This window comes from Streptomyces sp. PA03-5A (genome assembly GCF_033792725.1).
Lineage (GTDB): Bacteria > Actinomycetota > Actinomycetes > Streptomycetales > Streptomycetaceae > Actinacidiphila.
Window position 1 is genome coordinate 125,369 of sequence record NZ_JARAVL010000017.1, and the last position, 26,103, is coordinate 151,471.

25 protein-coding genes are annotated in these 26,103 nt (G+C 73.8%); 6 read left to right on the top strand and 19 right to left on the bottom strand.

Annotated elements, in window-relative coordinates:
• Positions 1 to 116: 116 nt before the first annotated feature.
• From PV410_RS22290 to PV410_RS22315, 6 genes are all read right to left on the bottom strand, one after another.
• Positions 117 to 965 carry a hypothetical protein gene (locus PV410_RS22290; RefSeq protein ID WP_500327059.1) on the bottom strand — a complete coding sequence of 283 codons (849 nt, stop codon included), beginning with the start codon at positions 963 to 965 and terminating at the stop codon, positions 117 to 119.
• 55 nt (positions 966 to 1,020) lie between these two features.
• On the bottom strand, positions 1,021 to 2,223 hold the full coding sequence (locus PV410_RS22295; protein ID WP_500327061.1) for a hypothetical protein: 1,203 nt from the start codon (positions 2,221 to 2,223) through the stop codon (positions 1,021 to 1,023).
• Positions 2,220 to 2,543 carry a PadR family transcriptional regulator gene (locus tag PV410_RS22300; protein WP_500327063.1) on the bottom strand — a complete coding sequence of 108 codons (324 nt, stop codon included), beginning with the start codon at positions 2,541 to 2,543 and terminating at the stop codon, positions 2,220 to 2,222. Before PV410_RS22300 ends, PV410_RS22295 begins: the two co-directional genes overlap by 4 nt.
• A 75-nt stretch (positions 2,544 to 2,618) precedes the next feature.
• Positions 2,619 to 3,467: an oxidoreductase gene (locus tag PV410_RS22305; RefSeq protein ID WP_500327065.1), complete on the bottom strand. Its 849-nt coding sequence runs from the start codon at positions 3,465 to 3,467 to the stop codon at positions 2,619 to 2,621.
• A gap of 19 nt (positions 3,468 to 3,486) precedes the next feature.
• A complete protein-coding gene (locus PV410_RS22310) occupies positions 3,487 to 4,239 on the bottom strand; it encodes an SDR family oxidoreductase (RefSeq protein WP_500327067.1) in 753 nt (250 codons plus the stop codon).
• Between the two features lie 44 nt (positions 4,240 to 4,283).
• A complete protein-coding gene (locus tag PV410_RS22315; protein WP_500327069.1) occupies positions 4,284 to 5,003 on the bottom strand; it encodes an SDR family oxidoreductase in 720 nt (239 codons plus the stop codon).
• 241 nt (positions 5,004 to 5,244) lie between these two features.
• Here PV410_RS22315 and PV410_RS22320 point away from each other — a divergent pair, with 241 nt between their 5' ends.
• The gene (locus PV410_RS22320) at positions 5,245 to 6,639 is read left to right on the top strand and encodes a D-alanyl-D-alanine carboxypeptidase family protein (RefSeq protein ID WP_500327071.1); all 1,395 of its coding nucleotides are present in this window, start codon (positions 5,245 to 5,247) and stop codon (positions 6,637 to 6,639) included.
• A gap of 44 nt (positions 6,640 to 6,683) precedes the next feature.
• Here PV410_RS22320 and ligA read toward each other — a convergent pair whose 3' ends face one another.
• From ligA to PV410_RS22340, 4 genes are all read right to left on the bottom strand, one after another.
• Positions 6,684 to 8,717, bottom strand: a complete 2,034-nt coding sequence (ligA, locus tag PV410_RS22325) for an NAD-dependent DNA ligase LigA (protein WP_500327073.1) — start codon at positions 8,715 to 8,717, stop codon at positions 6,684 to 6,686.
• Positions 8,718 to 8,783: 66 nt separating this feature from the next.
• Positions 8,784 to 9,209: a hypothetical protein gene (locus tag PV410_RS22330; protein WP_500327074.1), complete on the bottom strand. Its 426-nt coding sequence runs from the start codon at positions 9,207 to 9,209 to the stop codon at positions 8,784 to 8,786.
• 18 nt (positions 9,210 to 9,227) lie between these two features.
• Complete coding sequence (locus PV410_RS22335; protein WP_500327076.1) at positions 9,228 to 10,232, bottom strand: NAD(P)H-dependent flavin oxidoreductase; 1,005 nt, start codon at positions 10,230 to 10,232, stop codon at positions 9,228 to 9,230.
• Between the two features lie 62 nt (positions 10,233 to 10,294).
• Positions 10,295 to 11,194 carry an alpha/beta fold hydrolase gene (locus PV410_RS22340; RefSeq protein ID WP_500327078.1) on the bottom strand — a complete coding sequence of 300 codons (900 nt, stop codon included), beginning with the start codon at positions 11,192 to 11,194 and terminating at the stop codon, positions 10,295 to 10,297.
• Positions 11,195 to 11,407: 213 nt separating this feature from the next.
• Between PV410_RS22340 and PV410_RS22345 the strand changes: the two genes are divergently transcribed.
• The gene (locus PV410_RS22345; protein ID WP_500327080.1) at positions 11,408 to 12,295 is read left to right on the top strand and encodes a LysR family transcriptional regulator; all 888 of its coding nucleotides are present in this window, start codon (positions 11,408 to 11,410) and stop codon (positions 12,293 to 12,295) included.
• Between the two features lie 28 nt (positions 12,296 to 12,323).
• On the opposite strand, the gene PV410_RS22350 is transcribed toward PV410_RS22345, so the two are convergent.
• The 3 genes from PV410_RS22350 to PV410_RS22360 form a co-directional block, all read right to left on the bottom strand.
• On the bottom strand, positions 12,324 to 12,563 hold the full coding sequence (locus PV410_RS22350) for a hypothetical protein (protein ID WP_500327082.1): 240 nt from the start codon (positions 12,561 to 12,563) through the stop codon (positions 12,324 to 12,326).
• Positions 12,564 to 12,843: 280 nt separating this feature from the next.
• Positions 12,844 to 13,161, bottom strand: a complete 318-nt coding sequence (locus PV410_RS22355; RefSeq protein ID WP_500327083.1) for a hypothetical protein — start codon at positions 13,159 to 13,161, stop codon at positions 12,844 to 12,846.
• A gap of 65 nt (positions 13,162 to 13,226) precedes the next feature.
• The gene (locus PV410_RS22360; RefSeq protein WP_500327193.1) at positions 13,227 to 14,039 is read right to left on the bottom strand and encodes a class I SAM-dependent methyltransferase; all 813 of its coding nucleotides are present in this window, start codon (positions 14,037 to 14,039) and stop codon (positions 13,227 to 13,229) included.
• Positions 14,040 to 14,203: 164 nt separating this feature from the next.
• Between PV410_RS22360 and PV410_RS22365 the strand changes: the two genes are divergently transcribed.
• Positions 14,204 to 14,749, top strand: a complete 546-nt coding sequence (locus PV410_RS22365) for an MOSC domain-containing protein (RefSeq protein ID WP_500327085.1) — start codon at positions 14,204 to 14,206, stop codon at positions 14,747 to 14,749.
• Here PV410_RS22365 and PV410_RS22370 read toward each other — a convergent pair.
• Both PV410_RS22370 and PV410_RS22375 read right to left on the bottom strand, forming a co-directional pair.
• The gene (locus tag PV410_RS22370) at positions 14,746 to 15,357 is read right to left on the bottom strand and encodes a TetR/AcrR family transcriptional regulator (RefSeq protein WP_500327086.1); all 612 of its coding nucleotides are present in this window, start codon (positions 15,355 to 15,357) and stop codon (positions 14,746 to 14,748) included. The genes PV410_RS22365 and PV410_RS22370 overlap by 4 nt on opposite strands.
• A 98-nt stretch (positions 15,358 to 15,455) precedes the next feature.
• Positions 15,456 to 18,539: a helix-turn-helix transcriptional regulator gene (locus PV410_RS22375; protein ID WP_500327088.1), complete on the bottom strand. Its 3,084-nt coding sequence runs from the start codon at positions 18,537 to 18,539 to the stop codon at positions 15,456 to 15,458.
• A 431-nt stretch (positions 18,540 to 18,970) separates the two neighbouring features.
• On the opposite strand from PV410_RS22375, the gene PV410_RS22380 reads away from it, so the two are divergent.
• Positions 18,971 to 19,660 carry a hemerythrin domain-containing protein gene (locus PV410_RS22380; protein WP_500327090.1) on the top strand — a complete coding sequence of 230 codons (690 nt, stop codon included), beginning with the start codon at positions 18,971 to 18,973 and terminating at the stop codon, positions 19,658 to 19,660.
• Between the two features lie 74 nt (positions 19,661 to 19,734).
• On the opposite strand, the gene PV410_RS22385 is transcribed toward PV410_RS22380, so the two are convergent.
• Positions 19,735 to 20,934, bottom strand: coding sequence for an MFS transporter (locus tag PV410_RS22385; RefSeq protein ID WP_500327092.1), 1,200 nt, complete (start codon positions 20,932 to 20,934; stop codon positions 19,735 to 19,737).
• A 247-nt stretch (positions 20,935 to 21,181) separates the two neighbouring features.
• Here PV410_RS22385 and PV410_RS22390 point away from each other — a divergent pair, with 247 nt between their 5' ends.
• Positions 21,182 to 22,126 carry a helix-turn-helix domain-containing protein gene (locus PV410_RS22390; RefSeq protein ID WP_500327094.1) on the top strand — a complete coding sequence of 315 codons (945 nt, stop codon included), beginning with the start codon at positions 21,182 to 21,184 and terminating at the stop codon, positions 22,124 to 22,126.
• A gap of 21 nt (positions 22,127 to 22,147) precedes the next feature.
• Here the strand turns inward: PV410_RS22390 and PV410_RS22395 are convergent, their stop codons facing one another.
• Positions 22,148 to 22,819, bottom strand: coding sequence for a ribonuclease FAU-1 family protein (locus PV410_RS22395; protein WP_500327095.1), 672 nt, complete (start codon positions 22,817 to 22,819; stop codon positions 22,148 to 22,150).
• Positions 22,820 to 23,012: 193 nt separating this feature from the next.
• On the opposite strand from PV410_RS22395, the gene PV410_RS22400 reads away from it, so the two are divergent.
• Entirely contained in the window at positions 23,013 to 23,954 is a 942-nt protein-coding gene (locus PV410_RS22400; protein WP_500327097.1) for an SDR family oxidoreductase, read from the top strand.
• A gap of 18 nt (positions 23,955 to 23,972) precedes the next feature.
• On the opposite strand, the gene PV410_RS22405 is transcribed toward PV410_RS22400, so the two are convergent.
• Together PV410_RS22405 and PV410_RS22410 are read right to left on the bottom strand one after the other, a co-directional pair.
• On the bottom strand, positions 23,973 to 24,707 hold the full coding sequence (locus tag PV410_RS22405) for a hypothetical protein (RefSeq protein ID WP_500327099.1): 735 nt from the start codon (positions 24,705 to 24,707) through the stop codon (positions 23,973 to 23,975).
• A 277-nt stretch (positions 24,708 to 24,984) separates the two neighbouring features.
• Positions 24,985 to 26,091, bottom strand: a complete 1,107-nt coding sequence (locus PV410_RS22410) for a cation diffusion facilitator family transporter (protein ID WP_500327100.1) — start codon at positions 26,089 to 26,091, stop codon at positions 24,985 to 24,987.
• Positions 26,092 to 26,103: the final 12 nt, after the last annotated feature.

Sequence of the window (26,103 nt, forward strand, 5' to 3'; positions counted from 1 at the left end):
CCTCCGTCCATCGAGCGGCGTGCACCTTCCGTTCGTCCATGTACCGCAGGAGGCCCGGCAGGACTCTGAGGCCGTCGCGCATCCGCGTCCCGGCCCACATGTCGTGCGGCACCGCCTCAGGCAGGGGTCGTCCGGTCAGATGCGCCACTCCCTGCGCCGCCGGTGAGGCCGGACCTGACCTTGGCCAGCATCTGGCCGAGCAGGTGGAAGGCCCGTGCCCGCGTGGGTGCTTGGCGGAGCGTTCCGGACCAGTGGACGTCGGTGTACCTCTCGACGGCGACGAGGGTCTCGTGGTCGTTCCGAGCCGCCAGCACCTGCACGAAGCGCACGTAGTCGCCGATGTCCGTGCCGGGCGGGTGCCGCTCCATGAAGGCCCGAAGGCGCGGGGTCAGCGCCGGCAGCGTCCGATCCGTCGGGAAGACGACGGCCAGGCCGGCGAGGGCGAGTCGCACCGCAGGGCATTCGGTTTCCCATCGGGCCAGGAGGTCCGGCGTGCGGGACTCGACGACTGCCCGGGTTCGGGCCTCGCTGTCCGGGTCGGTGTGGGGTGGGGTGCCGGGCCGGCGACGTGCCAGATGACGCTCCCCGACCGTGGCGGCGTGGAACAGCGTGTGCACCGCTCCGAACCGCTGCCGGGCAGGCACCCGGTCGTCGGTGGCCAGTACCGCGGGCAACACGACGCCTTCGGCTGTCCAGGGCCGGCAGGTGTCCTGGTGGAGGATTTCGCCGTAGAAGTCGCCGAGGAACCGGACGTCGCTCTCCCAGTGCGGATCCGCCAAGGGCTCGAACAGCATGGATGCCTGGGGCACCCGGCGCCAGTCGGGCAGACGGTCGGCGATGACGTCCCGGAAGATCCGCCGGATCGGCGGGCCGAAGACGCGACCGGTCCTCCACGCCGCCCGGAGCTCTTCATCGGTCGCGTCGGCGGAAGCGGAAGTGGATTCTGGTTCGGGTCGGTCGCTCATCGCCGGCGCAGCGTACTGCGGCACGGCTCGCCCGCGCCGTCCCCCGTTGCCGCTGTCACCGCCGCCAGTTCGGCGGTGGCGTGGCGCCGGCCTGGGGGCTGCTGACGGCGGCGCCGAGGGCCGCGCCGAAGACCGCGAGGGGGAGGGCCGCCAGCGGTACGTAGAGGAGCACCCAGCCGATGGCCTCGTGCAGGGCCAGGCCGATCCGGCCGGAGACCGGGTCGCCGTCGATGGGGTGCACCCCGGCCCGCTGGTAGCGGAACGCCTCCGTGACGTAGACGGTGAAGGCCGGAAGGCACGTGGCCGCCACCGCCCACACCGCGGCCTGCAGTCCGGCCCGGAACGAGTGGTCGGCGGCCGCGACGAACAGCGAGGCCAGGAACAGGGCCAGGACCGGGACGGCGAGCAGGTAGAGGCCGAGGCTGTCGCCGGAGGCGATGTCGTTGAGGCGGGCGCAGAGGAGGAGTCCGCCGGAGACCGCCACCCCGACGCCGAGGCCGGTGCGACGGGCACGGCGGCTGGTGGTCAGTGCCCGCGGCGGAACGAGCGTGAGCCACAGGCCCACGGCCAGCAGCACCGCCAGGGTGACGGCGGCCGAGGGAGCCAGCACGACGGAGGCGTCCGTGCCCAGGGAGCAGGCCGTGACGGCGACGCACGCGGCCACGCCCACCAGGCCCGCGACCGCGGTGGGCAGACCGGGTGCGGGGCGGCGCAGTCGCCGGGCGCGGGAGACGGCGACGGTGGCCAGGGCGCCTGCCAGGCCGACGAACGTCACCGCGAAGAGCCGCAGTTCGGGCAGCGCGCGACCGACCACCGGTCCGGTGCCGACGGCGAGCGCCGCGGCCAGGGCCGCGGCCGCGAGCACCGCCGCCCGGTGCCCGCGCGGCGGGAACAGCGCGGTACGGGCACACCCGGTCGCGAACGACCAGCGCTCCCGGGGGTCCGGCACCTGCGCCAGTTCGGCGGTCATCGCCGAGCCCCAGTCGCGGCGGTCGGCCGGCAACGTCGCGACCGCCGCCGTCAGCAGCCGCGCCGGGGCGTCCATGGCGGCCAACCGGACACCGGACGTGCGCCACCAGGCGGCCCAGAGCAGCGCACCGGCCAATGCCGCGGGCGCGGCCAGGAGGACCGAGGTCACGGCGTACGACAGGAGGTCCTCCTCCGGCGCCGGCGGGCTGCTGCGGCTCAGCAGCAGGACGTAGGCCGCGTCGACGGCGGCGCACACGAGCGCCGCGCCCAGCCGGCCCGTGCGGTTCATGCGCCCTCCCACCCCAGACGCAGCCCGGACCGTTCGGTGACGGTGCCGCTTTCCTGCTCGGCGAGTTCGGCGGCCAGCGCCAAGCCGGCGCCCGTGAGCCGGTACAGGTGCCGCGGGGGTCGTCCGGCCGGTGCGTCGGACTCCCACGTGGTCTCCAGTTGCCCGCGGTCGGCCAGCCGGATCAGGATCGGGTACATCGACCCGGCCCGGATGTCGAGCATGCGGCACAGTTCGTAGCCGTACCGCCAGTCGGTCGGGGTTTCGGCCAGCGCCAGCACCACCGCGATGGTCTGCGCCGAGGGGCGTCGGGACCGGGTCATGCGGATAACTCTATATAGCTAGAGTTGACCCGGCAAGGGACCGTCGTGAAGCGACGACGGAGCGCAACCCGCGGCTCAGACCACGGACTTGGTGTCGTCGTGGTCGGTGGACAGGGCCAGGGCCCGCCAGGTGTCCGCTTCCTTGCGGAGCTGGACGATCTTGCCGTCCATCGCGGCGGCGCAGTCGCTGCCCAATTGGGCCCGCATCGGCGGGTGGTCGGAGTCGGCGAGCTCGATCATGGCCCGGGCGCCCTTGACCGGGTCCCCCGGCTGGCCGTGGTTGAGGCCGGGGACGGCGTCGCGCACCGCACCCGCGGTGGCGGCGTAGTCGGCGATCACCTGACCCTCGGTGTGCAGGCTGGTCGCGTCGAGGAAGTCGGTGCGGAAATAACCCGGCTCGACGATGACGACGTGGATGCCCAGCGGGGCCAGTTCGTCGTGGAGGGCCTCGGAGAGCCCCTCCACCGCGAACTTGGTGGAGCAGTAGACGCCGAAGCCCGGCGCGCCTCGGAAACCGCCGATGGAGCTGAGGTTGAGGATGCGGCCCGACCGCTGCCGGCGCATGACCGGTAGGACGGCGCGGGTGACGTTGGCCAGACCGAAGACGTTCGTCTCGTACACCGACCGGAACGCCGCGTCGGAGGTCTCCTCGACCGCTCCCAGGACACCGCGGCCCGCGTTGTTGACCAGGACGTCGATCCTGCCGAAGGCGTACACGGCCGCGTCGACCGCCGCACGGGCCTGCGGCTCGTCGGTCACGTCCAGCGCGACCGCGAGCACCCGGTCGCCGTAGGCGGAGAGCGCCTTCTCCACGTCCCGGGGGTCGCGTGCCGTCGCCACGACGCGGTCGCCGCGTTCCAGCGCCTGACGTGCGATCTCCAGGCCGAATCCGCGGGCCGCGCCGGTGATGAACCATGTGATCATGACTGCCGGCCTCCTGGAGTCAGTGCGCGATGAGGTTCTGGCCGCCGTCGATGTCGTACGTCCCGCCGGTGAGCGCGTCGTTGCACATGATGTGGGTGGCCAGGGCGGCGACGTCCGCCGGGCCGACGACCCGCCGGATGGGCAGCTTGGCGCGCAGTTCCTCGCGCCGGGCCTCGAGTTGGTCACCCAGGAGCGACGCCGACAGGGCGGTGTCCACGAAGCCGGCGGCGACGAGGTTCACGCGGATCGGCGCCAGCTCGAGCGCCAGGTTCGCGGTGAGGGCGGGAAGGGCGGCGGTGAGCGCGGAGGTCACGGCCAGGCCGACGCCGGGGTGCCGGCCGCCGGTGCCGCCGATGAACAGCAGCGTGCCGCCGGGGCGGACCTTGTCGGCGCTGTAGAGCGCCACCGCCAAGGTCATGGCCAGACGTTCGCTGAAGTGGCGGCGTGCCTCCCCGAGGTCCATGTCGGCGAGCGGCATGTAGAAGGGGCTGCCGGCCGTGAGCAGCACGTGGTCGACCGTGCCGGGCAGGCCCTGGAAGAACTCCTCGAGACGGTCGGTGTCGGTGGCGTCGAAGGCCGCCGTGCTCAGGGGCCGGAGCTCGTCCGCGGCCTTCCGCAGCCGCTCGGGGTTGCGCCCGACCAGCACCACCTCGCCGCCACCGGCCCGTACGCGGCGCGCGGTCTCGAAGCCGATGCCCGCGCTGGCCCCGATCACCACGACGGTCTGGCCGGCGAGGTCAGGGGGGTCGTGCGACGCCTTGCCGTCCGTCATGGGCACCTCCGGTTTGGCCAGCCGTCCGTCCCGTCGGGTGGGGGTCAGACCAGCGGCTCGCCGCCGCGCAGCTGCGGGTAGAGCTGGCCGGGGCCGCCGGGCAGGGCCGCCTGGACCTTCCGGGTGACGTCGTCGGCGAGCACCTCGTCCGCTCCGGCCGCCACGCCGTCGAGGGTGGCGCGGGCCACCGCGGCGGGATCGGCCTTCGGACCGCTCACGGCGGCAGCCATCTCCGTCGCGAGGTAGCTGACGTGGAGCGCGGTGACCTGCGTGCCCTGCTCGGCGAGCGCCACCCGCAGGGCGTTGGTGATCGACCATTCGGCGGACTTGGCGGCGGCGTACCCGGCGGTGCGCGGGATGGAGACCCAGGACAGCACGGAGAGCACGTTGACGATCGCGCCGCCCCCGTTGCGCCCGAGGACCGGCGCGAACGCCCTGCTCATGGCGAGGGTGCCGAGGACGTGCGTCTCGAATTCCGTACGGAACGCGTCGAGGTCGGCGGTGAGGACATTGGCACGGGTCGTCGAGCCCGCGTTGTTGATCAGGAACGTCACGTCCCCGGCCTGCTCGGCCGCGGCACGGACCGAATCCTGGTCGGTGATGTCCACCGCGATCGGGACGGCGCCGGGGACGGCGACCTTCGCGGGGTCGCGGGCTCCCGCGTAGACCTTGGCGGCCCCGGCCTCGAAGAGCGCCCGCACGAACTGCTCACCGAGCCCGCGGTTGGCTCCGGTGACGAGGGCAACGCACCCTTGGACCTTCATGGAGGCACCTTCCCGGCGTGGGGTCTCGGGGCTGGGACGCGCGCTCACGGCCCGCCACGGCAGCCGGTGGCCGTCCGTCCTGCCTCCTCGACCTCTTCGAACGCACCTCTTCGAACGTATATCGCCCGGGTTGCCGCCACCACCGGAAGGGCGGGCACCCCTTTGGCGGCGCTCATGATGCCGTGGCCGCCACGGTCCGGAAACTGGGGTTCGGCAGCGGAGTGTCGTGGAGGAGGTCGGCGTGGCGGGCGAGTCTCCCGGCGGTGCGGATCAGCAGGAGTCGTCGGGGCGGACGGCGGACCCGGACGAGGCGAACAGCGCGGTGGGGCCCTCCGTGCCCGCCGGCGAGGGCCGGACCCTGCTGGACGAGCTGACGAACCCTCCTCCGCCGCCCCCGCCCCCGCCACCGGTCGCGGAGGAGCGCACCCCCGTGAGCCCGGTGAGGCTCTGGCTTCCGGTGGTCGTGCTGCTGGCGCTGGTCTTCTGCGTGGTCCAGGCGCTGCGCCCGCTGCCGGCGCCCACGCTGAAGCTGACCGCGGCGCCCTCCTACACCTTCGGCGGCGACGGACCGTCGCTGCCGTGGCCCGCCGAGGGCCAAGCGGTCCTGGAAGCCGAAGGGCTGGGCCGGATCGGTACGTTCGGCGTGCAGCGGCCGGTGCCGATCGCGAGCGTCGCGAAGGTGATGACGGCCTACGTCATCCTGCGCGACCACCCCATCGGGGACGACGGCGAGGGCAAGACCGTCGAGGTCGACCGCAAGGCCGAGGACCAGTTCGGCAGCGGGCAGACGGAGGGGGAGTCCGTCGTCAAGGTCACCGCAGGGCAGAAGCTCAGCGAGTACGAGGCGCTGGAGGCCGTCATGCTGCCCTCGGCCAACAACATCGCCCGCCTGCTGGCCCGTTGGGACGCGGGGACGGAGGAGGCGTTCGTGAGGAAGATGAACGCCACCGCCAGGGAGCTCGGGATGGACGACACGACGTACACCGACCCGAGCGGCCTGGAGGCGACCACCGTCAGCACCGCGAGCGACCAGGTCAAGCTGGCGCACGCGGCGATGAAGGACGAGGTCTTCGCGGAACTCGCCGCCAAGGCCCGGTACACGGACCTGAACGGCGACGTCCAGAGGAACGTCAACCAGCTCGTCGGCTCCGGCGGCGTCGTCGGCATCAAGACCGGCAGCAGCACCAAGGCGGGCGGCAACCTCCTCTTCGCGGCGGTCCGTGAGTTCGGCGGCACGCAGCAGCTCGTCATCGGAGCGATGCTGGGGCAGCACAAGGCCGACATCCTCGACACGGTGCTGGGCCGCAGCAACACCCTGCTCCAGGCCGCGCTGGGCGCCCTCGCCTCGGACACGGTGGTCAGGAAGGGTGAGGTCGTCGGCTACGTGGACGACGGCCTCGGCGGCCGCACCGAGGTCATGGCGGCCGAGGACGTCCAGGCGATCGGCTGGAGCGGACTGAAGGTCCGCCTCTCCCTGCACGCCCCCGAGAAGGGCGTCCCGCACGCGGCGCCGGCCGGCGCCCCCCTCGGCACCCTCACCGTCGGGGACGACGACAGCGCCGTCAAGGTCCCCGTCGCCCTCGGCCGCCACCTGTCCTCGCCGTCGATCGGCTCGAAGCTCACCCGCCTCGGCTGACGCGGGTCGGCGATCCCCCCGCCCAGGGCGGGTACCCCGGATCCCTAGACGAGGTAGTCGGCGACCAGGTCCGCGAACTCCTGCTCGGTGAGCACCCTCGTGCCCAGTTCCTGGGCCTTGGCGAGCTTGGAGCCCGCGCCCTGGCCCGCGACGAGGATGGTGGTCTTCTTCGACACGCTGCCGGAGGAGGTGCCGCCGGCGTTGCTGACGAGCTCGTTCATCTCGTTGCGGTTCCTGCCGGCGAGGGGCCCGTTCATGCCGCCCGTGATGACGACGACCTGACCGTCCAGGGGTTTGGCCTCGCCTGGCGTGGCGGCGGCGGCCGGCGCCACGGGCTCGGTCATGGTGACGCCCGCGGCGACGAGCTTGTCGATGACGGGTCCCATGGCCGCGATGTGGGCCGCGATCTTGGGGGCGTTGGCCGCCGGGAGCTTGTGCACCGCGGCCAGGGCGTCGGCGTCGGCGGCGCGTATCGCGTCCATCGTGCCGAAGTGGCGGGCGATCTCCCGTGACAGCGTACGGCCGGTGCGGACGATGCCGAGCGCGCAGAACACCCGGTTGAGGGGCTTGGCCCTGGCCGCCTCGATCTGCGCCACCACGGTGTCGGCGCGCTTCTCGCTGCGGGTCGCGTCGACCAGTTGCCCACGTGTGAGGCCGAACAGGTCGGCCACGTCGGCGACCGCGCCGCCGTCGACGAGGGCCTCCAGGTAGGTGATGCCGAGACCGTCGATGTCCAGCTGGTCGCGGCCCACGGCGTACCGCAGCGCGGCGAGCAGCCCGCATCCGCCGCCAGTGCCGCCCGCGCACTCCCACCGTTCGCCGGAGGTGTCGATCTCGCCGCCGCACGTCGGGCACGACTCGGGGAACACCACGGGCGTCTCGTCGCCCGTGCGCAGTTCCACCACGGGTGCCTCGATGCGGGGGATGATGTCGCCGGCCTTCCACACCATGACGGTGTCGCCGATCATCATGCCGCTGTCGCGGATGAACTTCGGGTTGTGCAGCGTCGCGTACCTGACGACGCTGCCGTCGACCTCGACCGGCTCCAGCACGGCCCGCGGCGCGATGATGCCGGTGCGTCCGACGTTCCACTCCACCGCGAGGAGCTTCGACTGCCGTACGGCGGCGGCGAGTTTGTACGCCGTCGCCCAGTGCGGGTGGCGGGTGGCGAACCCGGCCTTCTCCTGCTCGGCGACCGCATCGGCCTTGATGACGACGCCGTCGATGCCGAACGGCAGCTCCGCGCGCAGCCCGGCGATCTCGTCGACGCGGCGCTGCACCTCCTCCACCGTGCTGCAGACGCGCGGCCCGGCCGGTGTCGCGGCCGTGGTCTGCACCCCGGCGGCGGCGACCGCCTCCATCATCTCCGTGTGCGTGTCAGCGGGCAGGCCGACCACGCCGTACGCGTAGAAGGTCGTCTCGATCACGTAGGGGCGGTCCTTGGCGCGCAGCGTCCCGGCCGTGCCGTTGCGCGGGTTGGAGAAGACCTTCGCCCCGTGGGCCGTGCGTATGGCGTTGGCCGCCGCGAACTGCTCCCGGGTGAGCAGGACTTCCCCGCGCACCTCGAAGGTGGCCGGTGAGTTCAGCTCCAGGGGCAGGCCCACGATCGACCTGATCGCATGGGAGACGTCCTCGCCGGTGGTGCCGTCGCCCCGGGTGACGAGCTGTGTCAGGCGCCCGTCCACGTACCGGGCGGCGACGGCCGCGCCGTCCAGCTTGGGCTCGGTGACGTAGCCGCCCTGAACCGGCGCGCCCAGCCGGCGGGCGACGGACGCGTCCCACTTCACCAGTTCCTCGGGGCTGAACACATTGTCGAGGGACAACATGGGAACGGTGTGGGCGACATCGCCCGCCGGGGCGGCGCCACCGCCCACCTTGCCCGTTGGGGAGTCCTCCCGGACGTCCTCGGGGTGGTCCAGCTCGTAGTCGCGGATGCGCCCGGCCAGCAGGTCGTACGCGGCGTCGTCGAGCGGGCTCGTCCCGTCGGCGTAGTAGGCGGCGCACGCCTGCAGGGCCGTGTCGACGGCGGAGCGGTAGTCCTCACGGGACATCAGCGGGGCAGCGATCACTGTCGTCATGTGCCGCATCTTGGTGCACGGGTCTGACAGTGAGCCGGTCAAGCGGCCCCGGGCGGGCCGGGCCCGTCAGCGGCTGCCGGCGGGCCACGGCTGCCCGTCCGGGCGCATGAGCGCGGGCCGGCCCGCCGCTACGAAGTCCCCGTACTCGTCCTGCACGATGCCTTGGTTGACCCAGCGCGACCGCAGCGCACCCGTGCGCTCCTCAGCGGTCACCAGCGCGGCCAGCGGATCGTCGGCGGTGCCGACGAGGCGGCCGAACGCCTCCTCCTCCGCTTCCGGGTCGAGCGGCGGAAACTCGACCAGGTCCATGAAGGTCGCGTGCCCGACGTCCTCGAGGTCGTGGACGTGGACCTCGTACACCGCTTTCGCCGGCCGGACCTCGACGACCCTGACGCCAGGGCGCTCGGGCGCACCGATCGGCCCGAGGAACTGTTCCACCGGACGGCCCCGTCTCAGGGCCCCGACAGCGAAGGACTCCGCCAAGTAGCGCACACGCGCATCGTACGGTGCTCAGGCGGGCTCCTTGCCGATGCCGCCGGACGCCTTGCACAGCAGCCGGGCGGCCCCGTCGGCGAGTTCGCGGACGACGTCGAGGGCCGACTCGATGCGGGAGACCGTGCCGACCGCCTCGCCCGCGTAGAGGGCCATCGCGTCCAGATGCCCGGTCGTGGTCCGGAGCGGGCAGAACGGGCTGGACGCCGGGACGGGTACGGGCACGCCGCCCAGTACCGCCTCGCCGGCGATGTCGGTGTCCAGGGCGCGTGCGCGCTCGACGCACTCCGACAGGACGCGGTGCGGCGCGTCCGGCCATCCGGTCGAGAACTGCGTCGTCAGCACGGTGTCGCCGGCACCCGCCCTGATCAGGGCCTCCTTGTACCGCGGGTGCGCATCGGACTCGTGCGTGGCGACGAACCGCGTGCCGATACGGGCCGCGTGCGCCCCGGCGGCCAGCACCGCGGCGAGGGACCGCGCGGCGCCGATGCCGCCCGCCGCGACGACGGGGACGTCGACCGCGTCGAGCACCTCGTCGAGGAGCGGGAGCAGGGGCCGTACCCCGCGCACGTGACCGCCCGCCTCCCTGCCCTGGACGACGACGAAGTCGCACCCGGCGTCGGCCGCGGCCCGGGCCTCCTCGACCGAACCCACCTGCCAGGCGGCCAGCGCCCCGCCGCGCTTGGCACGGGTGACCAGGCGGGGGACGGGATCCGCGTAGAAGAACTCGACGACCGGCATCCGCTCCGCGGCGACGTCGACGCACGCCTCGTCCTCGAGCAGCGGCAGGATGAAGTTGACCCCCACAGGGCGGGAGGTGCGCCGCCGTACCGCGTCGAGCAGGTCGGTGAGCACGGGCGGTGGCACCATCGGGTAGCCCACCATGCCGAGCGCCCCTGCCGCGGACACCGCGTCGGCGAGGTCCAGCCCGCTCACCCAGCCCATGCCGGCCAGCTGGATCGGCACGTCGCAGCCGACGAGGTCGGTGAACGGGGTGCGCAGCGGGATGGGTACGGTCGCCATGTGCTGATGCAAGCGCCCGCCGTCGCGCTGTCGCCGCTGCGACGCGTCACGCGGGCGGAGCGTCACCCCGACGGCCGATGCCCCGCCTCGACGGGGTGACGCCGGATGAAGTCGAGGACGGTCCACGCGACGAGGGAGGGGTCCTCCAGGGGCATCGCGTGGCTGACGCCCGGGAGCGTCACCTGCCGGGCCCGGGCGAGCCGTCCGGCCAGCGCGCGGTTCCGAGCCCGGTAGGGGCTGTTGAGGCGCTCCCCCTCGCCGCCCGCCACCAGGAGCACCGGCTGCGGCAGGCCGTCGAGGCCGGCGGCGTCGGCGTCCCACGCGGCGAACGCCGCGCGCTCGTGGTCGAAGAAGTACCTGCCGCTGAGCACCGACCTCCTGAAGCCCTCCGTGCCGAGCGCACGGGTCATGACGCCCAGGTAGCCGGGGGCGCACACGCTCCCCGGGAAGAAGCCGTAGGCCCGCGCCAGGTCGCCCTCCTCCGCGGCGGCGACGGCCCGGCGCATGGCGTCGCTCTCCGGCTCGTCGGGGGCGTACGGGAACGCCGGTTCCAGCAGCACCATCGACCAGACGAGCTCCGGGTACGCGGCGGCCAGTTGCAGGGTGATGGTGCCGCCGGTCGAGTGGCCGACCACGTGCGCCTGCCCGATCCCCGGGCGTGGAGCACCTCCGCGAGGTGCCGGGCGTGGTCGGTGACGCCCAGCCGGCCGCTCAGGTCCCGGCTCCGGCCGTACCCGGCGCGATGGGTGCGTACGACCCGCAAGCCGGGGAGCAGCCCGGCGAGCGGTGCGAACCAGTCGGCGCCGAAGGAGGCGTGGACGAGCAGTACCGCCTCGCCGTCCCCCTCGTCCCAGAAGGCGATGTCGGCGTCCGGTGTCACGATGTGCTGCTCCGCTCGCATGGGCATTCGCCTCGGAGTGGGTGCCGTCCGTGCTGGTATGTGGTGGTTTGTGCAACTTCACGCGAGGCGATGCTGTTCCCGGCGGGGTGATTCCCCGTGCCGGTCACCCTGTGGATCGGCCGCTTCGCGGTGAGTGCCGTGCTCGCAGGGTGCCGGGCAGCCGTGACGTCGCCGTGCGCTCCGGTCACCCGATGCGATGCTGGACAGCGTGGGTCATCACCGGTGGAGATGACCGCCCGGTTCGGGCCACGGGAAAGGGACGGCGGCGGTTCGCATGGACCTACGGCAGATGGAAGTGGTGGTCGCGGTCGCCGAGGAGGGCGGGTTCACGGCGGCGGCGCAGCGGCTGCACGTGGTGCAGTCCGCGGTGTCCGGCACGGTGCGGGCGCTGGAGAAGGAACTGGGCAGCGCCTTGTTCGACCGGACCACGCACCACGTGTCGCTGACCCCGGCGGGGGAGGCGTTCGTGCCCGCCGCCCGTGCGGCGCTCCGCGCGGCCGAGGAGGCGCGAGCGGTGGTCGACGCCGTACGGGGTGAGGTGCGCGGACGCGTGACGGTCGCCATCATGCAGGGCGTCTGGGCCGGCCTGCACCGCGCCCTGGCGGGGCTGCGCGCGGAGCACCCCGGGGTGAGCGTACGTCTGCAGCAGGCACCGGTGGCCAACGTCCGGCAGGCGCTGAGCGAGGGCACGGTGGACCTCGGCGTGGTGGCGCTCGACCGGCAGCAGCAACGGGGGCTGGTGACCCGTCTGCTGTCGCGCGAGGAGATGCTGCTGGTGTCCTCGCCGACGCGTGCCTTCGCCGAGGAGGACCTGGTGCGCCTCGACGAGATCTCCGGCATGCCCTTCGTGGACTTCCTGCCCGGCTGGGCCATTCGCTACTCGGTGGACCGGGCCTTCCGGGCCGCCGCCGTGGAGCGGTCCACGGTGTTCGAGGTGAACGACATCGTGGCGGCGTCCGAGCTGGTCCGGCACGACCTCGGGGTGTGCATCATGCCGGCGTCGATCGCGGCCCGGTTCCCGGACCTCTCCGTACGCCGGTTCGTGCAGCACGCCCCCGCCTGGAAGGTCATGGTGGTCCGCCGCCGGGGGGACATGTCGCCCGCGGTCGAGGCGCTGCTGCGGCACATCACCCCCCGGACGGCGGCGGAGACGACGGGATGAGCACGGTGGGGCCCGCCGACCAGGGGCGTCACCGGATCACGGCCGGCGCGTCCGTGGCCGCGGTGTCCTTGCGGGCGGGGCGGCGCTCCGTCGCCCAGTAGGCGAGGGAGATCAGCGGCAGGGCGGCACCGAGGACGCTCACCGCCGTCCGGCCGCCGGCGTGGTAGGCGAGCGACCCGAGCCGGGAGCCGAGTGCGCCACCCGCGAAGAAGGGCGCCATGAAGGCGCTGTTGAGCCGTGACCGGGCGCCCGCGTCGAGCTGAATCATGATGCCGGTCATCTCGAACAGAGATGGTGGCGAGTGCAGGCCGACCCGGTGGGCCACTGAACGGGTGCGAGGCCGTGTCGTCAAATTGCCGCCTGCCCCGCGACGCTCCCCCAGCCGGCGCTGGGAGGTGCCCCCAGGCACGGCACTCCCCCAGCCTTCGGCCCGGGGGAGTTGTCGAATCGTCCGAGTAGCCCACTACGAGGACGACTCTCCGCCTTGCGATGCACCGCACCTGGGGGCACCGCCAGCGGAGCTGGGGGAGCTCCTTTGACGACACGACCTAGTGCCACAACTGCCGGGAGCCGATTGATTCCGCTGCCTCGTGCGCGGTGAGGGCGAGCCGCCCTCCGTCGTGCACCTCGGTGACGTCGACCAGGAGCGTGCCGTTCGCGTCGAGGCGCAGGGTGAAGACCGGGTCGAGGGCCATCAGGAAGTCGAACCCCTCCTTCTCGTCCCCCGAGGGAGGGCCGGCGAGTGTCGCCCGGCAGGTCCAGGTGGAGCCGGCGACCTCGATCTCGACGTGCACCTCGAACGAGCCCAGGCACGTCGACCGGTTGGCCCACCACTCGAGCGTCGCCGCCCCCGCGTAGCTGTCCACGGTCCGAGTATCCAGCCTTGGTGCTTCGTGACGGTCCGTCGGTCGTCAGGGAACCGGAACGCGCTCTACCGGCGGACCGCCGAGATCAGTCCGCCGGGCCGTTCCTCGCTCTGCGGCGGGGTGCCGATCGGGCGGCCGTAGGCGGCAGCGCGCTCGCGCAGGGTGTGGCTGCCGGCCTCCCAGCCGTGCCCGGCCAGCCAGCCCACCGGGTCGTCGGGCATCTCCGAGACCCACATGGACGCCGCCGATCCCGGCACGGCGTCCGCGCCGAAGCGCTCGATTACGCCGCGCGAGCCCAAGGTCAGCCCCATCCGACTGCCTGGCGCCGACTGCGCGCTGATCCGGGCCAGCAGCAGCTCCACCGCGTCCTCGGGCAGATAGATCAGCAGTCCCTCGGCGATCCACACGGTCGGCAGGGCCGGGTCGTGCCCTGCGGCGGCCAGCGCGCCCGGCCAGTCCTCACGCAGATCCACCGCGACGGTGATCCGCTCGCAGCGTGCGACGGCCCGCTCCTGGCGCAGCACCGAAGCCTTGAAGTCCAGTGGCGCGGCGGTGTCGACCTCGAACAGCCGGGTGCCCTCGGGCCAGTCCATCCGGAAGGCCCGGCTGTCCATGCCGGCGCCGAGCAGCACGACCTGCCGGACCCCGGACGCGGAGGCCTGCTGCAACAGGTCGTCGAGGAACTTCGTCCTGATGACGATGGAGAACGACACGGCCAGCCGGCGGCGTCGCGCGGTCTCGTCACCGGGCGGTGGCGAGGAGGGCCACAGGCCGCCGGCGGTGGCGAAGGCCTGTGCCAGTGGGTCCCGGAACAGCGCGTTCTCCCGTTCGGTCTCCAGCGCGCGCACCCTGGCCACCCCCACAGCCGTGGCCCACACTCCCGACGGCTGGACCCGCTCCTGCTCATCAGTCACCGCGCCAGCCTAATCACCGCGGTCCAGGGCCGGTGGCGGGGGCTGATCGCGTACGGGCAGCCCACCTCGTGAAAGCTCGAGGCTAGGATCGGCCTGCCACGCGGACCGAGGACAGGTGGGGATGGGACATGGCCGGCCGGGTCACGGCGGTGAGCCGCCACGCGACGTACGCCTTCAGCAAGCCCAACCGTGACTCCGTCACGCTGCTCGCCGGGCTCGGCGTCGAAGGGGACGTCCACGCGGGCGAGACGATCCGCCACCAGTTCCGGATGACCTACGAGCCCGACCTGCCGAACCTGCGCCAGGTCCACCTGATGCACGAGGAACTCTTCGACGAGCTCGCGCTCAAGGGCTTCGGCATCTCGGCCGGCCGGCTCGGCGAGAACATCACCACCCGCGGCGTGGACCTGCTGGGCCTGCCCACCGGCACCCTGCTGCACCTCGGCGACGAGGCCGTGGTGGAGGTGACGGGGCTGCGCAACCCCTGCTCGAAGATCAACGACTTCCGCAAGGGCCTGCTCGGCGAGATGTTCGCCCTGGACCCGGTGTCGGGGGAGTTCACCTTCAAGTCCGGCGTCATGGGCGTGGTCCTCCGCGGCGGAGTCGTCCGCCCCCAGGACCCCGTCGAGGCCGAACTCCCGCCCACCCCGCACCGGCCCCTGGAGCGCGTCTAGCGCCGTGGGAGTGCCGGGCCCGGCGGTGCGCCCTGCTCGGCGCAGCAGGCCACGCCCAGGCGGATCAGGCTCGTGCGCATCCTGTGGGCGCCCAGTTCGGGGAGGAGGGCGCCGACGTGGTCCGCGGACAGGGCGGCGAGGAGGGTGTGGGCGAGGGTGGGCGGGTCGGGCGTGGTGGCGAGCAGGGTCGTCAGGTGGTCGTGCCAGAAGCGGTAGGCGGCGGTGCGGTGGCGCGCGCCCGGGTGCGCGGTCTGGGAGGCGCGGAGGAGGTCCAGGTGCCCGGCCACGTGGTCGAAGTAGGCGGTGACGAACGCCGCGAGGCGGTCCTCGGCCGGGGCTCCGGGGCCGAGTGGGGGCGGGCCGTCGAGGACGGCTTCCCGCAGTTCGCGTTCGCGGGCGGCCAGGAGCGCGGAGGCCAGTCCGGACCGGTCGCCGAAGCGGCGGTACACGGTGCCCTTGCCGACGCCCGCCGCGACGGCGACCCGGTCCATGGAGACGCCGTCCGCGCCGTGTTCGGCGAAGAGACGGGCGGCTGCCTTGAGTATCGCGGCGCGGTTGCGCGCGGCGTCCACCCGCTCCCTGAGCGGCGGGTCGTGGTCGTGCCTCACGTACGGACTCCTGGCCGAAGCATGTTGTGACGTCGGGCCCGATGCTGGCAGGCCGGAGTCGCCCCGGGCATCGGGAGAATTCCCGAATGCGGGATCCGTCAGGGGGAGGACGGGAGCCCGTGGCGGTGCGCCATCGCCGCGGCCTCGGTGCGGCTGGAGGCGCCCAGCTTGGCCAGGATGCTGGAGACGTGCGTGCTCGTCGTCTTCTGCGAGATGTGGAGCTCTTCGGAGATCCGGCGGTTGCTGTACCCCCTCGCGACCAGCCCCAGCACCTCCGACTCGCGCGGGGTGAGCCCGAAGGGCGTCGCCGGTTCCGCCGCGGTGGCGGCGGTCGCGGGCGGGGCCTGTTCGTCCGCCGGGCGCGTGCCGGCCCGGCGCGTCACCGCTTCGACGTCCGCGAGGAGCAGGCCCGCCCCGAGGCCGGTGGCGATGCGCCGTGCCCGGCCGAGCCGGTCGAGTGCCGCGGCGCGGTGCCGGTGGGTGGTGAGCAGGGCGCGTCCCTCGCCGAGGAGTGCCGCCGCCGTCTCGTAGGGACGCTCGGCCGCCGTGAAGTCGGCCACGGCCTTCGACCACAGGGCCGGGTCGTCGGCTCCCTCGGCGCGTCCCAACTCCGCGTGGAGCAGCCGCTCGTACGCCGCCCAGACGGGGAAGACGACGTCGATCCGGCCGGCGGCGCGGCGTACCGCGGCGAGGACCTCGGGCGAGGCCCCGCCGAGGGCGGCGGACCGACGGGCCTCGGCCTCGACCGCCGCCGCGGTGCGCAGCAGTGGCAGCGACCAGCGGACGGGTCCGGTCGTCAGGCCCGCGGCGTCGGCCCGCAGGAACTCGGCCCGGGCGTCCGCGAGACGGCCCTGGGCGGCCGCGATCTCCATCGTGCAGTGGCTGAGGGCGACGAGGAGCTCGGCCCGCAGCCGCTCGGTGCCGCGCAGTCGCTCGGCGAGCGCCAACTGCCGGGCGGCCCCGTCCGCGTCACCGCGGTGGAGCAGGTGGTACGCGCGGCGGGCCGCGAACGTCCAGCGCGGCAGGTGCGACCGGGCGACCGAGGCGGCCTCGTCGAGGGCCGCCTCGGACTCCGCCCAACGGCCCAGGGAGAAGAGGCTGATCGCCCTGTTGGAGTGCACCCATGCTTCGTGGTCGGCCAGCCCAAGCGAGCGGCACAGCGCGATGCCGTGGTCCGCGGCCGCGACGGCCTCCTCGGAACGGCCCATGCCCTCCAGGATCGACGGCAGGTTCTGGTTCGCCCGCCCGGCGATGCCGAGTTCGCCCAGTTCCTCCGCCCGCCGTCTGACCTCGTACAGCTCGGTGATGCCGGCGCCCTCGCGGTCGGTCCCGGCGTCCAGCAGGCACCTGGTCATGCGGGCGTGCAGTTCCAGTGCCTCGGCGCCCACGGAGGCCGCGTACCGCACGGCCTCGTCGGTGGCGGCCCGGTGGTCCGTACCGGGGCGGTGGACGGCGCTCCAGTTGGCGATGTGGACCAGGACGTCGGCGTGCACCGGCGACGGGGCCAGCCCGTCGACCAGTTTCCGCGCCGTCTCGAGGTCCTGCCATCCGTCGCCGCGGTTCAGCCCCTGGATCAGCCGGGACCGCTGGGTGCGGAACCACGCGGCGCGCAGCCGGTGCGGCTCGTCCTCCGGCGGAAGGCCCTCCAGGGCGGCGTCGGCCAGGCGCAGTGCCGTGTCGAGGCTGCCGCTGTGCAGCGCGGCGACGGTGGCGGTCGCGAGCAGCTCCAGGCGGAGGCGTCCGTTCCCGTCGAGCCGGGGCGCGGCGGGCCCGGTCCCGTCGAGCCCGGGCCCCGCGTGCCCGGCGCCACCGCGCGGGTACGTCTGCGGGCAGCGCGGGGCGGGCAGGGCCGCACGGGCCTCGTCCGGGACCCGGTCCCACAGCTGGAGCGCCCGTTCCAGGTGCCACAGCTGCTCGGCGTAGGCGTAGCAGTGACGCGCTTCCTCGGCCGCCGCGACGCTCATCCGCAGGGCCTTCACGGAGTCCTGCGCGGCGTGCCAGTGGCGGGCCAGACGGCAGGACAGTTCCACGGCGGGCACGAGCGTGGGGTCGGCCTCCAGCGCCTGCGCGTACCGGCGGTTGATCAGCGCGCGTTCGCCCGGCAGCAGGGTCTCGCTGACGGTCTCGCGCACCAGCGAGTGCCGGAACCGGTAGTCCGCGCCGCCCGGTTCGGGGACGAGGACGTGGGCGAGGACGGCCGCGCGCAGTCCCTCGATCAGCTCGTCCTCGGGCAGCCCCGCCACCTCCCGCAGCAGTGCGTACCCGGTCACCGTCCCGCCCTCGGCGGCCGTGCGCAGGATGCGCCGGCTGGTCTCCGGCAACGCCTCCAGCCTGGTCAGCAGCACGTCGTGGAGCTCCTGGAGGTCGTGGAGCCCCGGGCCCGGTCGCTCCCGGCCGGCGCCGGCGAGCTCCTCGACGAAGAAGGCGTTGCCGTCGGAGCGGGCGAAGACGTCGTCGAGGACCGCCGGGTCCGGTGGCGCCCCGAGGATGCCGGTGAGCTGTCCGCCGACCTCGCCCCGGGTGAACCGGGGGAGCGCCACACGGCGTACGGATCTGAGCCGGCCCAGCTCCGCGAGCAGCGGGCGCAGCGGGTGCCGGGGGTCGACGTCGTCGGACCGGTAGGTCCCCACGAGCAGCAGCCTGCCGCGGCGCCTGGTGCGGAACAGGTAACCCAGCAGGTTGCGGGTGGAGGCGTCGGCCCAGTGCAGGTCCTCGATGACGAGCACGACCAGGCGGTCCGAGGCGAGGCGCTCCAGGACGCGGATGGTGAGCTCGAACAGCCGCGTCACGTCGTCGTCCCGGTGGTCGACGGGCGTCACGCCGCCCGGGTCGGGCAGGATCCGGGCGAGGAGGTCCTCATGGCCCGCGCTCGCCGCGCGCACCTCGTCGGGCAGTCGCTGCCACAGCACGCGCAGGGCCTCGGAGAACGCGGCGAAGGGCAGGCCGTCGCCGCCGACCTCGACGCAGCCACCGACCGCCGCGACGGCCGCCCTCGGCTCCAGCGACCGCAGGAGCTCCCCGACCAGCCTCGTCTTGCCCACTCCGGCCTCGCCCCGGACGAGGACGGCCTGGGGGTCGCCGCCGTCCGCGGCCCCGGCGGCCCGCAGCAGCTCGGCCAGCTCGGCCTCGCGGCCCACGAAGACGGGGCTGACGCGGGTCTGTGCCGGGAGGGATGCGCTCATCCGAGGGGACCTGTGGGGACCTGTGGGTGGTGACCACCGGGTACCGGGGGCGGCGTGCCCCGTCGTGGTCATGCGGACAATTCTCGCCGAAGGGTAGCAACGTACGGGTCCTTCCCCGCCCGTGGGGCCGGGAGCGACCCCCGTGGCGAGCCCCCGACCGGCTCGACCACGGGGTGCTGCGTTCGCGGGCGGGGGTCCCCGCGAATCCGCGGCTCCGACGGACCGCCGGGGTGGAGCCCTTCCGATGCTGGCGCAGCCGGGCTCTCCCGGGCATCGGGAGAACTCCCGACCGCCCTCCGGCGTCTGCCGGGCGGCCGTGCGGCGCGGACTCCGCCGCGGGATCGGGAATTCTCCCGATGTGCGCAGGCCGCTGCCGCTGACAGCATCCGAAGCTCCCTTCCGCGATCACCCCACCAATCGAGGCTCCAGCAGTGGCAGCAGTACCGACAGTCAGCGAGACCATGGCCGATGTGCGCGACATGTTCATGGCGCACACGATGATGCGCCGGGAGTTCCGCCTGCTCCCGCAACTCGTCCGGGACGTGGAGGCCGGTGACACCCGGCGCGCCGGGATCGTGGCGGACCATGCCGACAAGGTGTGCCTGATCCTGCACCTGCACCACGAGGGCGAGGACAAGGTGGTGTGGCCGCGCCTCCTGGAGCGCGGCGGTGAGCGGACCGCGGCCATCGTGCCCACGATGGAGGCGCAGCACCACGGCATCGACACCGCCCTCAGCGGGGTGACCGCGCTCCTGGCGGGGTGGCGCTCCACCGCCCAGGACGGCGAGGCCCTCGCCGCGGCCCTCGAAGAACTGCTGAGCCGGCTCCTGGAGCACATGGCCCTGGAGGAGAAGGAGATCCTCCCGCTGGCCGAGGAGTTCATCACCGCGGCGGAGTGGGCGGAGCTCGGTGAGCACGGCATGGCCAACAGCCCGAAGAAGGATTTGCCGCTGGCCTTCGGCATGGTGATGTACGAGGGCGACCCCGAGGTGATCAAGGCGGTCCTCTCGCACGCCCCGCTGGCGCCCCGGCTGGTCATGCCGCTGCTGGCCCCGCGCCTGTACGCCTCGCACGCCAAGCGCGTGTACGGGACGCCGACCCCGCCCCGCGTCGGGGCCTGACCCGGTCACCGTCGGGCGGGGCGTACGCGGTACGCCCCGCCACAGCGTCGGCCGCCCGGCCCCGGCCCCCGGCTTCAGGCGCCCGCGGGGAAGGCGTGCCTCCTGCCCCCGGTCACGGCCGCGGCGGCGGCGACCAGGAGGGCCAGCGCCGCCCAGGTGATCGACGCGGTCCCCAGGTCCGCGACCAGGAGGCCACCGATGAGGCCGCCCAGGGCGATGGACGAGGAGAAGACCGTGATCGTGATCGACTGCGCGACGTCGGCGGCCGCCCCCGTCGCGTTGATCGCGGCGCCGATGAACAGGCTCGGGGAGCTGCCGAAGGCGAAGCCCCACGCCGCGACGGCGACGTAGACCAGCGCGGGCACGCCGGAGCACACCGCGAGCACGAGCACGGTGAGCGCGAACAGCGCGGTGCTGCCCACGACGAGCCTGCGCAGGTGCCGGTCGATGTGGGTGCCGACGACGAGGACGCTCAGGATGGACGTGACGCCGAAGGCGAACAGCACCCATCCCGCCTGGCCGCCCATGCCCAGGTACCCGAGGAAGTCGGTGACGTAGGTGTAGAGGATGTTGTGGGCGACCATGTACGTGGCGAGGGCGAACAGGATGGTGCGCAGCCCCGGCAGGCGCAGGACTTGCGGGACCGTGAAGCGTTCGTCGGCCGACCGGCCGGGCAGGTTCGGCAGCGTCGCCAGGATCCACACCATGGTCAGCGCGGTCAGGGCGGCGGACGCGTGGAAGGCGAGCCGCCACCCGCCGAGGGCGCCCAGCCAGGTGCCCAGCGGGACGCCCAGCGCCAGCGACACGGGGGTTCCGGCAAGGGCGATGGCGATGGCGCGGCCCTGGCGTCCCTCGGGGGCGAGCCGGGCGGCGTAACCGCCGAGGAGGGGCCAGACGAGCCCGGTGCCGAGGCCGGCGGCGAAGCGGATCACGAGGGTCTGCGCGTAGTCGTCGGACAGCGCCGTGAGGGCGTTGGCGACGGCGACCGTGCCGAGCGCGAGCTGCAGCACGTTCTTGCGGGGCCACCTCGCCATCGCCCGGGTCAGCGGGATCGCCCCGATCGCGGTGGCGAGGGCGTAGATGGTCACGGTCTGGCCGGTGAGCGAGACGCTCGTGTGGAGCGTGCCGCTGATCTGCGGCAGCAGGCCGGCGGGCAGGCACTCGGTGAGGATGCCGACGAACCCGCTGAGGAAGAGGCCGAAGAGGGCCTTCCCGGGGAGGCGGTCCCGTCCGCGCGCTGGGGTGGACGGACCTGTGGTGGTCGTTTCCGTCATTCTTCGTGGTCCATGGGCTGTGTGTGACCCGACGCCACACGGGCGGACGGGTCGAGCGGCACGCGATCCGAAGCGGGAACGGAGGGCGTGTCCCCGGGATGGCGTGACCCCGGGTGGTCGTCTCCAGGGCTCGTTCAGGCTGCTCCGGCCGTACGGCGTCACCCAGAGCCCCGCTCTGCCCACGTCCCGGGTGAGTACCACCGGCAGGGACAGGTTCCGCCCGGCATCCGGCGTGATACTGGAGCGCATGGCCACCCACCCCGACCTCCGCACCGGCCCGGGAGACGGGCCGGACCCCGGTCCGGGACCCGGCGCCGGGCGGCACCTCGACGCGCGCTCGGAGCTCAACGAGTTCCTGCGCACCCGCAGGGCCCGGCTGAAGCCGGCCGACATCGGGCTCGCCGAGTACGGCCGGCGCCGGGTGCCGGGCCTGCGGCGCGAGGAGCTGGCACAGCTCGCCGGGGTGTCCGTGGCGTACTACACGCGCCTGGAGCAGGGCAACGGCCGCAACGTGTCCGTGGAGGTGCTGGGCGCGATCTCGCGGGCGCTCAGGCTCTCCGAGGCGGAGCACGCCCACCTGCTGCACCTGGCGAAGCCGAAGCGGCGCAAGCCGCGGCCCGCGCCCGAGCGCCGGCAGGTACGGCCGGAGCTCCGGGAACTGCTGTCGGCCCTGGAGGGCGTCCCCGCGTACGTGTGGGGCCGCCGCACCGACGTGCTGGCGTGGAACCGCTCGGCGTCCGCTCTCTTCGGCGACTGGGCGGAGCGCGCCCCCGAGGACCGGAACTGGGCCAGGATCACCTTCCTCGACCCGGCGGCCCGGCGGCTCTTCGCCGACTGGGAGTCCAAGGCCGCCGACGTGGTGGGCCAGCTGAGGATGGACGCCGGCCGGCACGTCGACGATCCGGCACTCGCGGCGCTGGTCGGGGAGCTCTCCATGAGGAGTGCGGACTTCCGCTCGCTGTGGGCCGCCCACGACGTCAAGCGGAAGTCGCACGGCGGGATGCGGCTGCTGCACCCGCTGGCGGGCGCGCTCACCCTCCGCTACGAGACCCTCGCGCTCCCCGGCGACGAGGAGCAGTCACTGTCGACCTACCACGCCGAGCCGGGTTCGGCGTCGGAGGAGGCGCTGCGTCTGCTGGCGAGCTGGGGCGCGGACGCCTCCCGGGACTGGTCGGCGGCCGTGCGGGGTTGATCCCGTCCCCGCGAGCGCTCCTTACAAGTGACCTTCCCGGCCTGCGCGTTGGGGTACGGCGAGCGGCAGGCGCGGTGTGGGCCAGGCCGGTTCCCATCGCCATGCCGCCCACGTGGCGGCCTCGCCGAACGGTCCGGAACGCTCCTCGAGCATCGCCAGCGCCTGTTCGCGGGCCGCGTCGACGGCCCGGTGCTCGGTGTCGGTGACGACGCCGAGCCTGCGGACGTGGGCGTACTCGTCCTCGTCCTTCCACTCCCAGCTGCTCAGGTCGGGGGCGACGAGCAGGTCCACGATGAGGTCGAAGGTGTCGAACCCGTCGGCGGTCCGGATCGTGGGGCGCTCGAAGTTCACGTACCAGTTCCGCAGCCCGGCCCCGGTGTAGAAGGCGTTGACGCTGAACCAGGCGGTGGGCGGCTTCCACATCCGCAGCTCGGTCTCCTGCCACCGCCCGGGCGTGAGCTCCCACCGTCCCGTGGCGAGGGCGTCGATCCCGTCGGTGCGCACCGTGCGGTCGCCGGTGGCGCGGGCCTGCGCGTAGGCGACGGGCCAGCGGGTCTGCGCGCCGGGAGCACAGGCGGTCACCAGGGCGGTGCCGGTGTCGGCGAGGACACGGAGCGCGTGCTCGCTCCACACACGGCCGCTGCGGTGCACATCGCGGCGCACGGCCGTACGGCCGGCCCGGTGGGTGTTCATCGCCTTCTCCTTCGACTCGTCCGCCGTGGGACAGCGTGCGTCCGGCGCCGTGTGCGTACGTCGCACGTGTCCAGGCCTCCGTTCGAGTGGCCGCCCCGCGGCCGTCCGACGCGGCACGCGACCCCGGGCCCGAACCTCGGCTTCACTCGGTGGTGCCCCCGCTTCCGGACCAGGATTGAACGGTGTGCCCCTGATGACGACCGGTACCAGCGTACGCAACCGCAGGGCGACGGCCCCGCTGGAGGGGCGCGTGGCCGTCGTCACCGGCGCGGCCCGGGGAGTCGGGGAGGCGCTCGCCCTGCACCTGTCGTCAGCCGGCATGCGGGTCGCGCTGCTGGGCCGTGAGGAGGCGACCCTGCGTCAGGCGGCGGCCGCCCTGCCCCGCCCGAACATCTTCGTCGAGGCGGACGTCACCGACCGCCCGGCACTCGAAGACGCGGCCCGGCGGGTGGACGAGGAACTCGGCCCCGCCAGCGTGGTGGTGGCCAACGCGGGCATCGCCGCCGGCGGGCCCTTCGCCCACACCGAAGCCGAACTCTGGCAGCGCGTCATCGACGTCAACCTGGTGGGGGCCGCGAACACGGCCAGGGCCTTCCTGCCCCAGCTCACGCGGACCCGCGGCTACTTCCTGCAGATCGCCTCGACCGCCGCCTTCTCCGCCGCCCCGCTGATGAGCGCCTACTGCGCCTCCAAGGCCGGCGCCGAGTCCTTCGCCCAGGCCCTGCGCGGCGAGGTCGAGCCCGACGGCGTCACCGTCGGCATCGCCTACCTCCACTGGACCGGCACCGACATGATCGTCGATCTGGACGACCACCCCGTACTGCGCGCCCTGCGGAAGAACCAGCCGTCGTTCGCACGGCGCGTCCACTCGCCCGTCCAGGTCGCCGACTGGCTCGCCACGGGCATCGCACGTCGCGCACACCATGTGTACGCGCCACCGTGGCTGCGCTTCTGCCAGCCGCTGCGGCCGCTGTTCCCCCCGGTGGTCTCGTGGATGGCCCGGCGCGAGCTGCGGGCCCGTTCAGGTGCGGAACTGGGGTCCGCCACCGCCGTCATGGGGGCCGGTGGCCGCGCCGACTGGGACGCCTTCACGTCGCCCGTCGAGCCGCAGCGGCCGGAGCGCCCGCCGCGGTGAGGGCGCCGTTCCACCCGCCTACGGCGGAGGGCGTCGCCCCGTGAGCCCCTGCCACCGGTCCCGGGCGGCTTCCAGGCCCGCGAGTGCTCCGGCGAGTGCCGGGTCGCGGATCTGGCGGGCGGTCAGCATGCCCAGCCACCTGCGGGCGTCCTGAGCGGGACCGGTATCGGCGTGCGCCGCCTTGAGGGCGTCCTCCGCTTTCTTGACGGCCGTGGCGAGCTCCGTGCGGAACCTGTTCTCCTTGGCGACGGCGTTCTCGACGCGGACGCTGAAGCGGCGCACGCCGTCCTCGCCGTGCTCCCCGGGCGGGTAGGACTCCAGGTGCACCCCGTCCGGCCGCCTGAGGTAGAGGTGATGGCCCGTCGGGCTGTGCTCGAACCGCACCTGCAGGCCGTCCAGCTGCAGCACCTTCGTCTCCCGCCCGGATATGACCATCACGTGCGCGTGCAGGGACACTTTCCCGAGTGCCGCGACGAAGGCGCCCTTCCCGGGCCGGCGCAGCCGCGCGAGGTGCCGTTCGGCGTCGCCGACGCGACGCCGGTGGGCACGATCGGCCCGTGCCACCTGCGCCCGCGCCCTTGCCAGTTCGCGCCGCGCCCGGCGCCGCAGCTTGCGGACGGCCCGCCGGGCGCGGTCCAGGGCGTCCCTGTCGGCTTCATGACGGCCGGAGAGCGCGAATCTCCAGCCGCCGGGGTATCGGCGGAGCCGCCGCCCCGCTCCAGCGAGCACGAGGATCACGACGGTCAAGGTCATCCCCACTATGCCCACGCGCCCACCTCACCCAGTGACAGCCGCCGCCGCACTCATGCGCACGGGGTGGAGGAACCAGTCGAAGGTGTCGAATCTGATGCATATCGGAAGATATGCCCAGCAATGTCACGGCGAATGCGCGCGCGACGGCGGCATTTCCGGACGTGTCCGGCACCTCGGGTCCTGCGGGCTGACGCCGCATCGGGTCGGCCCGCGGGTGCCGTCAGGGAGGAAGCGCGATCGGGTCCTCCGGGCGCGCCCGCGGGCCGGGTCGTGCCTCTCAGGCGGCGTGATGGGCCAGTTCGGCGTGCGGGTCGGCCGCACCGGGGACGGGTGCGGGGTCCGCGTGGACCAGGGCGGCGGTCAGGCGGGGGACCGCGTGCAGCAGCGCGTGCTCGGCCGCGACAGCCGTGTGGTGGGCCTGACGCACGGTGAGGTTCCCGTCGACGACCACGGCGACCTCGGCGCGCAGCCGGTGCCCGATCCAGCGCAGGCGCAGCTCGCCCACCTCCCGGACGCCGGGCACCTCGCGCAGGGCGCGCTCGGCGTCGTCCACCAGCGCCGGGTCGACGGCGTCCATGACGCGGCGGAAGACCTCGCGCGCGGCGTCGCGGAGCACCAGCAGGATGGCCGCCGTGATGGCCAGGCCCACGATGGGGTCCGCCAGGCGCCAGCCCAGCGCGGCGCCCGCGGCGCCGAGCAGCACGGCCAGCGAGGTGAAGCCGTCGGTGCGGGCGTGGAGGCCGTCGGCGACGAGCGCGGCGGAGCCGATCTTGCGTCCGACGCGGATGCGGTAGCGGGCCACCCATTCGTTGCCGATGAAGCCGAGCACCGCCGCGACGGCCACGGCGGGCAGGTAGGCGACGTCCCGCGGGTGCAGGAGGCGGTCGACGGCGGTCCAGGCGGCGAAGCCCGCGGACGCGGTGATGGTGAGGACGATGACGATCCCGGCGAGGTCCTCGGCCCGGCCGTAGCCGTAGGTGAAGCGCCGCGTGGCGGCCCGCCGCCCGAGGACGAACGCGACGCCGAGCGGGAGGGCGGTGAGGGCGTCGGCCGCGTTGTGGACGGTGTCGCCCAGGAGGGCTACCGAACCGGACAGGACGACGACCACGGCCTGGGCGATCGCGGTGACGCCGAGGACCGCGAGCGAGATCCACAGGGCCCGCATGCCTTCGGCGGAGGACTCCAGGGCCCTGTCCACCTTGTCGGCGGACTCGTGCGAGTGCGGGCGCAGGAGGTGTCCCAGCCGGTGGCGCAGGCGTGCCCGGCTCCGGGGGCCGTGGCCTGCCGAGCGGTCGTGGCCGTGGCCGTGCGGGTACCCGTGGTCGTGCCCGTGTTCCTGCCCGTGGCCGTGGTCGTGCTGGGGGTGCGTGTGCCGGCCGTTCATGGGACCGCCTCC